The sequence below is a fragment of the Micromonospora sp. NPDC049580 genome, assembly GCF_040675595.1.
Lineage (GTDB): Bacteria > Actinomycetota > Actinomycetes > Mycobacteriales > Micromonosporaceae > Micromonospora.
In genome coordinates this window covers 1-11,045 of sequence record NZ_JBFAPG010000174.1, presented here as the reverse complement: position 1 = coordinate 11,045, position 11,045 = coordinate 1, and the positions used below count along the sequence as shown (strand labels likewise).

Here is an 11,045-nt window from a genome sequence, read left to right as displayed (position 1 = left end):
GGCGAGCGGCGCCGGCCCTCCGCGCGCCTGGGCCACGATGGCGCTCGGTTCCTTCCGACGCCTTGACGAACATTTTCATCGATCAGTCTCACTCTTGCGGGGTCGCATCGACTGCTGCCACGATGACCGTCAATGCCTTCCGTCCCGAAGGAGTGGTCCTCATGGCGGTCTCCCGCCGCAGGTTCGTCACGTCAGTGCTGGCCGGGTCCGCCCTCGCCGCCACCTCGACCACCGAGCTGCTCACCACCCTCGCCAACCCGGCGTACGCCGCCAGCCCGGTAGGCGACGTGGTCGGCAAGGTGACGGTCGGCTACCAGGGCTGGTTCAGCGCTCCCGGCGACTCCGCGCCCATCGGCGGCTGGTGGCACTGGAGCCGCGACCGCTTCCAGCCGCCGTCGCCGTCCAACACCACAATCGTTTCCTGGCCGGACATGCGCGAGTACACGCGCAGCTATCCCACCGCGTACCCCAACCTCGGCAACGGCTCGCCGGCCACCCTCTTCTCCTCCTACGACCAGCAGACCGTGGACACCCACTTTCGCTGGATGCAGGAGTACGGCTGTGACACCGCCGCCCTGCAACGGTTCAACCCGACGGGCGACGAGGGGCCGACCCGCGACGCGATGACGCAGAAGGTCCGCGCGGCGGCCGAGCGCTACGGCCGCAAGTTCTACATCATGTACGACGTCACCGACTGGCTGACCATGCAGACGGACATCAAGACCGACTGGACGACGAAGATGTCCGCGCACACCGCGTCGGGCGCGTACGCCCGCCAGAACGGCAAGCCGGTCGTCTGCATCTGGGGCTTCGGCTTCAGCGAATCCAGCCGGCCCTTCACCCCCGGGCCGTGCCTGGAGGTCGTCAACTGGTTCAAGGCGCAGGGCTGCTACGTCATCGGTGGCGTGCCCACCTGGTGGCGGCAGGGCATCGAGGACTCCCGCGCCGGCTTCCTCGACGTCTACCACGCGTTCCACGCGATCTCGCCCTGGATGGTCTACCGGGCCAGGACGGTGGAGGAGCTCGACTCGTACTACAACAACGTCAACGTCGGCGACATGGCCGACTGCGCTGCGCGCGGCATCGACTACCTGCCCTGCGTGATGCCCGGCGACCTCGCCGGTGGGCACCGCAAGCACGGCGACTTCTACTGGCGGCACATCTACAACATGGTCCGGCTCGGCTCCCAGGGCCTCTACGTGTCCATGTTCGACGAGTACAACGAGGGCAACCAGATCGCCAAGACGTCCGAGACCCAGGCCACCACCCCGGCCGGCGCGAACATCCGCGCCCTGGACGAGGACGGCGTCGCCTGCTCCTCCGACTACTACCTGCGCATCACCGCCGACGGCGGCCGGATGCTCAAGGGGCACCTCGCGCTCACCGCCGTACGCCCGACGTCGCCGACGCTCGGCACCCCGCCGCCGGCCAGCGGAAACCTGGCCGCGGGCCGGTCCACCTCGGCGAGCAGCCAGAACGGCCCCTTCGTCGCGTCGAACGCGGTGGACTCCGACGCCGGCACCTACTGGGAGAGCGGCGGCGGCTCGTTCCCGCACTGGTGGCAGGTCGACCTCGGGGCCAGCCACCAGGTCAACAAACTCGTGCTGCGGCTGCCCGCAAGCTGGGGGGCGCGCACCCAGACCATCACCGTGCAGGGCAGCGTCGACGGCAGCTCCTTCTCGACGATCGCCGGGGCCTCCGCGTTCGCCTTCGACCCGGCGACCGGCAACACCGTGACCCGCACGCTGACGACCACCACGGCCCGCCACATCCGGCTGAGCATCGCCGGCAACACCGGCTGGCCGGCGGGCCAGCTCGCCCAGGTCGAGGTGTACGCCGCCAGCGGCACCACGGACAACCCACCGACCGCGCCGAGCGGCCTCACGGTGACCGGCCGGACGGCGAGCAGCGTGTCCCTGGCCTGGACGGCGTCGACCGACGACAACGGCGTGACCGGCTACCAGGTACGCCAGGGCGGCACCGTGGTCAGCACGGTCACGGACACCACCGCGACCGTGAGCGGGCTCAACGCGTCCACCTCGTACACTTTCACCGTCACCGCGCGCGACGCCGCCGGCAACACCTCCGCCGCGTCGAACGCGGTCACCGTCACCACCGACGCCCCGGCCAACGCCGACCTCGCCCGCGGCCGGTCCACAAGCGAGAGCAGCCACGTCCAGAGCTACGGCTCGGGCAACGTGGTCGACGGCGACGCGAACAGCTACTGGGAGAGCGCCAACAACGCCTTCCCGCAGTGGGTGCAGGTCGACCTGGGCGCGACGCGCACGGTCGGGCGGGTGGTGCTGAAACTGCCGCCTTCGTCGGCCTGGGCGACCCGGGCGCAGACCCTTGCCGTCGCGGGGAGCGCCGACGGGGGCAGCTTCGGCACGCTCGTCGGCTCGGCGGCGCGCACCTTCGACCCGTCGACGGGTAACCAGGTGAGCCTCTCGTTCACCGCCACGCAGACCCGCTACGTACGGATCACCGTCACCGGTAACACCGGCTGGCCGGCCGGGCAACTGGCGGCACTGGAGGTGTACGCGAGCTGACCGGACGTGGGGCGGCCGCCGGACGCCGACCGGCGGCCGCTCATCCGGAAATAGCTCACGCGTGAGCTCAGAATTGAGCATCCGGTCGATGAGCTCTCGCCTTCGGCGTACGTCGCGTTGCGAGGCGTCACGCTATTCGGGGAAGTTCTGAATACGTCCTCGCCTACGTCGAGACGACCGGATCCGAGTTGACGGCCCTCCCATTGTCGCCTTGGCGTCGACCTGGCATTTATTGTCACAAATCGGTACTGAGCAGCACTTTCGGGGTAGCCGGGGCAGCTCGAACGAGCATGCAGGTCCGGCCGCGCCCAACTTTCCCACCATCGGCAGCACGTTCCGCCGCCCAAAGGCGATGGCGCCTAGCGACCACGACCCAACCGTCGGCAAGGGGGCACCTTTCGGTGGGGCGATCAACAACGTAAGCCCAGCGAAGCTACGTATCGACGATGAACTTGGTGATCGAACGTGGATGGAGGCGGACCGTTGCCGCGGCGCCCCTATGGTCAGATCCTGACTGGCTGGCCACCAGTCAGCGTTGTCATGGGACTCAATGGTGCCGAAACGTACCTTAAGCACCCATCTCTCTAGCCGCATTGCTTGGAGCAGTTCCGGCGTCTATGTTGGAAGGTTAACCCGTGAACGTTGTTGAGGATGGGTGTTAGCATGCTGGCCGGGATTCCCTCCTGCGTGAAGAGGTCATACAATGACTCAGAATTCACTAGCCCCGATTGAGGATCGCGTTACGCGCCTAAGGTCTATATTCGACACCTCCGCCGTTGTAGGACGTTCTGTTAATAGCAACGACATTGTGCAGTACTACGAGCAAAGTGCAATAGGGTACACCTTTTTGCATTCGCGGGACGGCGCTATCCATATGGCCCTCAATCCTGAAGGTGTCTACGATCCGACCGGATGCCAGCGGCAATCCGACCTAATTGCGGACGTGATGGCGGACAGCATTCCCGACCAGGTTCTTGAGATGGGTTGCGGTAAAGGCTACAACTTGAAGCTGCTGGCTCACAAATGGCCTGAGGCGGACCTGCTTGGTATTGACCTAACCAAGGCGCACGTGTTGGCTGCTCGTCGCGAATTGCGCGGGCTCACCAACACCTACGCAGACCAAGGAGACTTCTCCGACAGCCAACTCCCTGCTTCTTCGTTCAACCTAATTTACGCCGTAGAAAGCCTATGCCACGCCGAGAATCCGTCGAAGGTTTTGCAAGAAGCAAGAAGATTGGCCCGAAAAGAAGCGTTTCTTATCGTTGTTGATGCTTGGCGGACTGATTTGCTGAAAAGCGTGGCCGCTGAGAAGGCTGAAGCTGCTCGGTTGACAGAGAAGGCTATGGCGATCGGGCACGAAAAAACGCAGACTGAGTGGATAAAGGCTGCACGAGACGCAGGCTGGCGCCACGTGGAAACAATCTCGCTCAGTTCGGAAGTAATGCCAAACCTAGTGCGATTCGAAGCGATGTCAGAACGCTTCTTGAAACATCGAATAATTGCACGCACGGCCGTCAAGCTATTTCGTAGCAGGCTCTTTGAGAATGCAATTGCAGGCTATCTAATGGCGCAGTCAATTCGTGAAGGTTTGCATACGTACGATATGATTGTTTTGCAGGCGGCTCGATCGCAACGAAAGCGCCTTTCTCCTTAGTCGCAGTATGGGGAGCCCATGGCAAACGCGCCCGGACGCAGCACGCCTGATCAATTGCGCCGTGTAAACAATAGGCTTTGGCTGAATTCCCCATACCTGGCACCGGCCCTTGGGAAAATAAAGTTCACACTGCTGGCGGCCGCCGTTATCTATACACCAGGCTTAGTCGCAAGCTTTGCGCTGGGCTTCGGCCGGACCTACTTGGTATCTCCGGCATTCATATTAGGTGCCGTGGGTACGGGCTGGGTTGCTGGGTCGATCCGCACTCAAGCCAGGAGTATTGACCAGCTCTACGATGGATTATCCACCTCCTTCGGCATTCCTCGTTCGATGTACCTAAAGCTGCTCAGGGAAAATTTTGATCGGATATTCAACTGGCGTGGCCATGTGTTGTTCGCCGCAGCTATCTGGCTGGAGCTCCTGGTTGCTGCATATATCAGTTTCTTTAAGCATCCGCTCTACGTAAATGGTGAGCTGCAGTCCTCCCTTAGGCCTTGGGTCTTCACCGTCGATTGGTATTCACGGGAGCACATTTTCTTCAAATTCGGGGTAATCCTCTACTTCGCCGCATGGATTGGTTGCGCCCTGGGTGTTACTCTATGGCTCTTTATCCAGGATCTCCGCCTGCTGCGTGCTCTTTCGGAGCTTCCTGTACCACCAGTTCCGGAGTCTCTGAGGGCTCGTTTACGGTCAATTGCAGATTTCCATGTGGGGGTAGCAGTCGACTGGTCCATAGGCGCGATCTTATTCGTCATCATGTTTTCGAAGACTCCAGATTATCTCTCAATCGCTGTCATCCTTATGTTGATTCTGGCAGGCTCGGCCATCCTGGTTTACCCCCAACTGCTTTTCGCGCGGATTATCAGAAATTCACATGAGAGATCCTGCAGGATGGCAATTGCGATCTATGCGAGATCCAGGAAGGCGACCCATCGGATCACGGACGAACAAAGATTGCAGATCCTCACCGGATTAGCAGAGATCTCTGTCAGGCCGCGCTTCTGGGTTTACAGCGCCAACGAGCTGGTCCAGTGGAGTCTTGCCCAAGCGGTTGCGATTGCGGCGCTTGCTGCTCAAATCTACAGTAACCGCTAGGTTGTCGATCTGACTCACCTCACACGACGTCCGACGGGCGCGGCCTTGGTGACCCTCGTCGACAAGGGCTACGAGGCCCGGCGCGGGGGAGCGCGCGGTCGGCGGCCTGATTCGGCGCTGATGCGCCACCCGGGCAACGACAGCGAGAACAGTGAGTAACCAGTGAGCTTGGAAAAGTCTCAATATCGTCTGATGCCACGCCGCGCCATCACAGTCCTGCAAGGATGACGATCGGTCGGTGGATCACGTGGAGTTCTCTCAGCGGACTTCGTGGCGCTCGTGCGCCTTGGTCGCGGCGAATGTACGGTCCAAAGTGGTATCTGCTGACAGTGCGCGTTGCATGCCATCATCGTCGGAGGGTAGCGATGTCCGAATTTGTCTCGCCTTTCGCGGAACGACTCAGGAGCCTGATCAAGAGTCGCGGACTCAGCTATCGCGTGCTGGCGGCAAGAACCTACTACAGCAAGAGCTACCTCCACGACCTCGCTTGGGGTCGGAAGGCGCCGACCTTGAATGCTGCCCAGCGTTTGGACACTGCTTTGAAGGCGGGCGGCGTGCTAGGTGCTCTTGCCGTGGTCCCCGGCGCTGAGAGGAAATGGGCTGTCACCGATGGAATGCGGTGCGATGCGGAACAGCTCGCCAACCTGCTCGTAACGCAGACGCCCACGACCGAGAACGCTGCCGCGCTGGCCCATCAGTGGCTGATCACCGAGCCACCGCAGCGATACGAGCTGAGCGCGGGCCGGCGTGTCGGGGACGAAACGGTGGCTCGGATCGAGGACCGGGTTCGTCAGCTCCGACGGCTGGACGACCACGTGGGCGGTGCAGAAACCTACGAGATGGTCTCCGCCGAGTTGGCCGCCACCGCTGATCTGCTTCGTGAGGGCAGCTATCGGGAGGCAGCTCTCCGCAGACTGCTCATCGTCATCGCTGACCTGTGTCAGTTGGCGGGCTTCGTCGCCGAAGACTCCGGCCGGGTCGCTGCGGCACGCCAGCACTATCTGACGGGGATGCGGGCTGCGCACGCCGGTGGCGATACTGCCAGCGCTGCCAACTGCCTCAGCAGCTTGTCCTACCTCGAGGCGAATCTGGGCGACCGACGCGTCGCCGTCACGCTGGCTCGTTCCGCGAACGTCGGTGGCCGGCAGGCGGCCGAGACGACCGGCCAAGCTCTGCTGCTGGAGCGTGTTGCCTGGGCGCACGCACGTATGGGTGAGGCGAACCTTGCCGAGCGTGCGCTCGGGGATGTCGGTGAGATCCACCAGCACTGTGACCTGCGCGAAGCACCTTCATGGGCTTACTGGTTAACCCCGGACGAGGTCCAGGTCATGGCGGGGCGGGTGTGGACCGAATTGCGCCGACCGCTCAGAGCGGTGCCCATCTTGGAAGACGCGGTCCTTCGCTACGGCGACGACTCGCCCCGCGAGACCTCCTTGTATCTCAGTTGGCTCACGGAGGCGCTGCTGCAAGCCGGAGAGGTTGAGCACGCAATCGCCGTGGCAGAACGCTCCCTGGCTCTGGCGCGCTCGGCGCGGTCGCAACGTGCTGTCGACCGCATCGCCGAACTGCGTCACCTGATCGCCGCCGCAGCGGGCAGAACGCGCGTTGCCGACGAGTTCCTGGAGCTGTCCGTCGACCTGTCCGCTGCCGCAGGCGGACACCTAGAAGGACGGTAGCGGACGCGATCCGACTGGATCGCAACCGATGATCGTCACAGGCTGTCACCTAGGCATCGCTGAATGGCCCGTTCGAAGGTCAGGGCGAGCCGGGTGCGGCGACCAACGCTTTCACGCGCACGTCGCACCTCGACCCGTGAGGTGGGGAATGAGCGGCAGGCACGATGGGCACGGCGACGAGATGGCGAGCAAGGGTGAACAGGCTGAGGCGGCCGAGCGGGAGGCTGCCAAGCAGCGCCTCCTGGATCAGGCCGAGGCGGAGCGCGTACCCCTCGACGACACGACCCGAGCGCTCCCGGACCGGCGGTGGCGGCGTGACCAGCGATGACCTGCCGATCGGCCGACGCGTGGCGAGCTGGCGGGTGCGGCGGTCAATGACGCAGCAGATGTTCGCCGACCGGCTGCGCAGGTCGAAGAGCTGGGTGGACAAGGTCGAGCGGGGCGTCCGCCCTCTGGATCGGTACTCGGTGATCCAGGAGGTGGCCGGCGTTCTGAGGGTCGATCCGGAGGTCCTGCTCGGCCAGCCGCCCAGCGGCGCCCCGGCGGGCACACCGGCCGAAGTGGAGAACATCCGGGCCGCGCTGGCCCGCTACGACACCCCGCCGGCTCCACCTCAGACGCCTGAGCTGAGGCGTCAGGTCGGGCATGCCTGGTTGGCATACCAGCACGCGCACTATCCGCAGTTGACGCGCACGCTGCCGGGGATGCTCGACGCGGCTCAGGGCGCGCGGTCGGTGGACCTGCTGGTGCAGGCGTACCGGATCACCTCGTTGCTGCTGGTCAAACTCGGTGAGGCCGACCTCGCCTGGCTGGCCGCCGACCGGGCCATGGGCGCTGCCGGCGATGACCCACTGCTCGCGGCGACGGCGGCCGTCGCGGTGGCCCAGGCGCTACGCGCGTCGGGCCGCGACCGGCTGGCCCTCTCCGCGACCCTCGCCGCCGCCCACCGGGGCCAGGGCGGAGGCGAGGGCGAGCAGAGAGGGAGCGCTGTGGGTGGGACGTTGCTGCTTCAGGCCGCCCTCGCCGCCGCCGGCTGCGGCGAGCACCGCCACGCTGACGAGCTGACCGACCGGGCCGCGGGCGTCGCCGCCAGCCTGCGGGGGTACGACGATCAGCACCGCACCAGCTTCGGACCGGTTGCCGTGGAGATGGCGCGCGTGCTGCTGGCAATGCAACGAGGTGACGCCGACGCCGCACTGATCAGGCACTCGACGATCGTTCGGCGGGAGGCGTGGCGGCGGCTGCCGGCGGAGTATCGGGGCGCCTATCTGCTCGACGTCGCGCGGGCGTACCTCCACTCGGGTGACCTGCGCGGGGCGGCGCGCGCCCTGGTCGACGCGGACAGTGTCGCGCCGGCTGAGGTTCGGTGGCGGCCGGTGGCGCGTACTCTCATCGCCGATGTTGCCCGCGCGCAGCCGGCGCCGGCCGGTGTGGCGCGACTGGCGACGCTGGTCGGCCTCACCCGCTGACGGACTCGCGCCGGCGCAGGTCGTCGGCGGGGTTGATGGTGCGGACCGGGTTCGGGACCGGGCCGCGTCGCCGCCACTCGCGCGGGTAGCCCAGCGAGACCTCCTCGAACCGCACCCCGTCGTAGAACGTCGTGCGGGGGATGTGCAGGTGCCCGTAGACCATCGTGGACGCGCCGAAGCGCAGGTGCCAGTCGCGGGTGCGGACGGTGCCGCACCACTGGGCGAACTCCGGGAACCACAGCACGTCGGTGGGTTCGCGCACCAGCGGGTAGTGGTTGACCAGCACGGTCGGCAGCGCCGGGTCGCGCTCGGCCAGCCGGCGCTCGGTCTCGGTGATGCGGGCATCGCACCACGTCTCCCGGCTCGGGTACGGGTCGGGGTGCAGCAGCGCCTCGTCGGTGCAGACCACCCCCGCCGCGTACGCCAGGTCCAGCGACTCCTGTTTGGTACGGGCCTGGGGCACCCGGAACGTGTAGTCGTAGAGCACGAACAGCGGGGCGATGGTGGCGGGGCCGCCCTCGCCGTCCCACACCGGGTACGGGTCCTCGGGCGTGAGGACTCCCAGCCGTCGGCACAGCTCGACCAACTCGCGGTAGCGGACCTCGCCGCGCAGGTGCGCCGGGTCGCCCGGTGGCGTCCACAGCTCGTGGTTGCCGGGCGCCCAGACCACCGTGGCGAACCGGCTGCTCAGCAGGCCGAGAGTCCACTCGATGTCGGCGTACCGCTCGGCCACGTCACCGGCGACGAGCAGCCAGTCGCCGGGGTGGTCCGGCCGTAGCTCCTGGACGAACGCGCGGTTCTCCGCATAGCTGATGTGCAGGTCGCTGACGGCTCGCAGTCGGGGCGAAGGGCTCACCGTTCGAGGCTAGGCCGCCGCGGCCGGATCGGGGCACTCCGATCCGGTCGCGTCGCCGGCCGACCGCTCAGCAGAACCAGCCGTCCTGCACCCAGCCGCGCCGGTTGATGTACCCGTAGGCGAAGCCGTAGACGTAGCCGCCGCTGCGGGGACCTTCGACCAGGAACGTCTGACCCTGGTAGAGGGTGCCCATCCAGGCGCCGTTGGGCTGCGTGCGGACGAACAGGTCGCTCGCGCACACCGTCTCCCGCTGGCCGATCGTGCCGTTGGCGGCCTGCGCCGGCGCCGGCGCGGCGAGGGTCGCGGCGACGATCCCGCCCAGCACGCCAGCCATCACCCGGGTCCTCACCATGAGTCGTACCCGCCGATGCACTCGGCGCGCAGGTAACCCCAGTCGTTCGGGCCGAAGTCGAAGGAGGCCGCCCACCCGTTGTAGACCGGATGCGCGCCCGGGGTGTGGCCGATCTTGTTTCCGTAGCCGAGCGTGCGCTTCAGGCCGGTGGGGCCGCCGGCGGAGTCGTAGTTGGCGTAGAAGCTGGCGCTCTGACAGACCACGATGGCGTGCCGTGGCACCACCGGGTCGGCCTGGGCCGGCGTGGCGCCCAGGGCGGCCACGGCCGCTCCGACGGCCAGCGCTGCGAGATTTCTTCGAAGCATGCCCACCTCCCGTACGCCGAAACTTTCCTACCGGCGACCCTACCGACGAGGTTGATAAATGTCGATGCCGGGCTCGGTCGCCCGGAGCCGCGGGCGGCTGACCTGGGCGACGACGGTCGGCCGCATATCCGGCGACTCGACGGGAAAGCGCGGGGCGTCCGACAGCCCAAACCGGAGCAGGAGAAAAACATGCCTTTCGTTACCGTGGGGACGGAAAACTCCGCACCCATCGACCTGTACTACGAGGACCACGGATCCGGTCAGCCCGTGGTGCTGATCCACGGCTTCCCGTTCAACGGGGCAACGTGGGAGAAGGAGACCAGCGCGCTGCTCAACGCCGGATACCGGACGATCACTTACGATCGACGCGGTTACGGCAACTCGGCGCAGGCGGCCTTCGGCTACGACTACAACACGTTCGCCGCGGACCTCGACGTGCTGATGACCGAGTTGGACCTGCGCGACGTCACCCTGGTGGGTCACTCGATGGGCACCGGTGAGGTCGTCCGCTACCTGGGCAACTACGGCTCCCAGCGGGTCAGCAAGGCCGTGCTGCTGAGCCCGCTGCAGCCGATGTTGGCCAAGGCCGACGACAACCCGGAGGGCGTCGACCGGAACCTCTTCAAGGGTTTCCAGGACGCCATCATGAAGGACCGCTTCGCCTACCTGACGTCGTTCTGCGACGCGTTCTTCAACCCGGACCAGAACATGGGCAAGCGGGTCAGCGAGGAGGCGTACCGGGCGCACTGGCAGATCGGCGCGATGGCCTCCGGCAAGGCCACCCACGACAGTGTGAACGCCTGGCAGGAGGACTTCCGACAGGACCTACCGAAGATCGATATTCCGGTGTTGATAGTGCAGGGTGACCAGGACCGGGTGCTGCCCTACCCGGTGACCGGCCAGCGGCTCGGCCCGATGATGCCGACCGGCACGCTCGTCACGCTCAAGGGCGCGCCGCACGGCATCCCGTGGACGCACGCCGACGAGGTCAACAAGGCGATCATGGACTTCATGAAGCAGCCCGCCATGGCTAACGCCTGACCCGTACCGGTAGCCGATCGGACACCAGCGTCACGATGACGCTGCGGC

General features: G+C 65.9%; 10 protein-coding genes. 7 read left to right on the top strand and 3 right to left on the bottom strand.

Annotation, left to right across the window (positions count from 1 at the left end):
* The first annotated feature begins 161 nt into the window (after window positions 1-161).
* The 6 genes from AB0J68_RS16350 (at window position 162) to AB0J68_RS16325 (ending at window position 8,443) form a co-directional block, all read left to right on the top strand.
* Window positions 162-2,549, top strand: coding sequence for a discoidin domain-containing protein (locus tag AB0J68_RS16350; protein ID WP_363939171.1), 2,388 nt, complete (start codon window positions 162-164; stop codon window positions 2,547-2,549).
* Between the two features lie 808 nt (window positions 2,550-3,357).
* Window positions 3,358-4,203: a methyltransferase domain-containing protein gene (locus AB0J68_RS16345; RefSeq protein WP_363939170.1), complete on the top strand. Its 846-nt coding sequence runs from the start codon at window positions 3,358-3,360 to the stop codon at window positions 4,201-4,203.
* A gap of 18 nt (window positions 4,204-4,221) precedes the next feature.
* On the top strand, window positions 4,222-5,298 hold the full coding sequence (locus AB0J68_RS16340; protein WP_363939168.1) for a hypothetical protein: 1,077 nt from the start codon (window positions 4,222-4,224) through the stop codon (window positions 5,296-5,298).
* A gap of 365 nt (window positions 5,299-5,663) precedes the next feature.
* Window positions 5,664-6,974, top strand: coding sequence for a helix-turn-helix transcriptional regulator (locus AB0J68_RS16335; protein WP_363939166.1), 1,311 nt, complete (start codon window positions 5,664-5,666; stop codon window positions 6,972-6,974).
* A 148-nt stretch (window positions 6,975-7,122) separates the two neighbouring features.
* Window positions 7,123-7,302: a hypothetical protein gene (locus AB0J68_RS16330; protein ID WP_363939164.1), complete on the top strand. Its 180-nt coding sequence runs from the start codon at window positions 7,123-7,125 to the stop codon at window positions 7,300-7,302.
* Entirely contained in the window at window positions 7,289-8,443 is a 1,155-nt protein-coding gene (locus tag AB0J68_RS16325; protein WP_363939162.1) for a helix-turn-helix domain-containing protein, read from the top strand. The genes AB0J68_RS16330 and AB0J68_RS16325 overlap by 14 nt, the downstream gene beginning before the upstream one ends.
* Here the strand turns inward: AB0J68_RS16325 and AB0J68_RS16320 are convergent.
* From AB0J68_RS16320 to AB0J68_RS16310, 3 genes are all read right to left on the bottom strand, one after another.
* Complete coding sequence (locus AB0J68_RS16320; RefSeq protein WP_363939161.1) at window positions 8,433-9,299, bottom strand: metallophosphoesterase; 867 nt, start codon at window positions 9,297-9,299, stop codon at window positions 8,433-8,435. The genes AB0J68_RS16325 and AB0J68_RS16320 overlap by 11 nt on opposite strands.
* Before the next feature lie 67 nt (window positions 9,300-9,366).
* Complete coding sequence (locus AB0J68_RS16315) at window positions 9,367-9,633, bottom strand: hypothetical protein (RefSeq protein ID WP_363939159.1); 267 nt, start codon at window positions 9,631-9,633, stop codon at window positions 9,367-9,369.
* Window positions 9,634-9,644: 11 nt separating this feature from the next.
* Window positions 9,645-9,956, bottom strand: a complete 312-nt coding sequence (locus AB0J68_RS16310) for a hypothetical protein (protein WP_354860551.1) — start codon at window positions 9,954-9,956, stop codon at window positions 9,645-9,647.
* Window positions 9,957-10,145: 189 nt separating this feature from the next.
* On the opposite strand from AB0J68_RS16310, the gene AB0J68_RS16305 reads away from it, so the two are divergent.
* Window positions 10,146-10,997, top strand: coding sequence for an alpha/beta hydrolase (locus tag AB0J68_RS16305; protein WP_355066503.1), 852 nt, complete (start codon window positions 10,146-10,148; stop codon window positions 10,995-10,997).
* The last annotated feature ends 48 nt before the right edge of the window (window positions 10,998-11,045 follow it).

Bases quoted from the DNA above. Each gene is read 5' to 3' on its own strand.
- AB0J68_RS16310 (WP_354860551.1), bottom strand. From the start codon at position 9,956: ATGCTTCGAAGAAATCTCGCAGCGCTGGCCGTCGGAGCGGCCGTGGCC.
- AB0J68_RS16340 (WP_363939168.1), top strand. From the start codon at position 4,222: ATGGCAAACGCGCCCGGACGCAGCACGCCTGATCAATTGCGCCGTGTA.
- AB0J68_RS16315 (WP_363939159.1), bottom strand. From the start codon at position 9,633: ATGGCTGGCGTGCTGGGCGGGATCGTCGCCGCGACCCTCGCCGCGCCG.
- AB0J68_RS16305 (WP_355066503.1), top strand. From the start codon at position 10,146: ATGCCTTTCGTTACCGTGGGGACGGAAAACTCCGCACCCATCGACCTG.
- AB0J68_RS16330 (WP_363939164.1), top strand. From the start codon at position 7,123: ATGAGCGGCAGGCACGATGGGCACGGCGACGAGATGGCGAGCAAGGGT.
- AB0J68_RS16350 (WP_363939171.1), top strand. From the start codon at position 162: ATGGCGGTCTCCCGCCGCAGGTTCGTCACGTCAGTGCTGGCCGGGTCC.
- AB0J68_RS16335 (WP_363939166.1), top strand. From the start codon at position 5,664: ATGTCCGAATTTGTCTCGCCTTTCGCGGAACGACTCAGGAGCCTGATC.